1 protein-coding gene and 1 tRNA gene are annotated in these 535 nt (G+C 50.7%); both read right to left on the reverse strand.

All coding sequences use genetic code 11. From position 1 onward, the window contains the following. Window positions 1–41: 41 nt before the first annotated feature. Window positions 42–127: transfer RNA gene (locus ACIQVE_RS29470), tRNA-Leu, on the reverse strand. A 21-nt stretch (window positions 128–148) separates the two neighbouring features. Continuing rightward, on the reverse strand, window positions 149–532 hold the full coding sequence (secG, locus tag ACIQVE_RS29475) for a preprotein translocase subunit SecG (RefSeq protein ID WP_402815457.1): 384 nt from the start codon (window positions 530–532) through the stop codon (window positions 149–151). Window positions 533–535: the final 3 nt, after the last annotated feature.

The raw sequence follows: 535 nt of genomic DNA on the forward strand, positions 1-535 counted from the left end.
ACCTGCAAGAAAGCCCGCAACAGCGGGCTTTCCTGACTAATTGGTACCGAGAAGGGGACTCGAACCCCTACACCCTATGGGCACAACCACCTCAAGGTTGCGTGTCTACCAATTCCACCACCTCGGCAAAACTACTTTGAAACCCTTCTTACTTCTGCTCTTGAGCTGGAGGTACGTCAGTCGCTGGAGTAGCCGACTTTTGCTCTTGAAGCACCGGAACATCATCAGAAGCCGGTTGTTGCTTAGGTACTTCCAACACTGCTGGATCTGGCAAACCTGCTTGAGTCAGCTGATGAGCTTTCTCTTTAGCAAAGTAACCTAACCCCAAGCTGGTTATGAAGAAACCGGCGGCAAGTATAGCAGTAAACTTACTAAGAAAGGTAGAGGAACCTTGGCTTCCGAACACAGTATTTGAAGCACCTGCTCCGAAAGACGCACCAGCGTCCGCACCCTTACCCTGCTGCACCAAAACCACCGCAACTACGCCCAATGCACCCAGCAGATGAAAAACGACTACGACTGTTTCCAGCATTTT

It is taken from the genome of Pseudomonas sp. NPDC098747 (assembly GCF_044760045.1).
In the GTDB taxonomy this organism is placed as follows: Bacteria; Pseudomonadota; Gammaproteobacteria; order Pseudomonadales; family Pseudomonadaceae; genus Aquipseudomonas.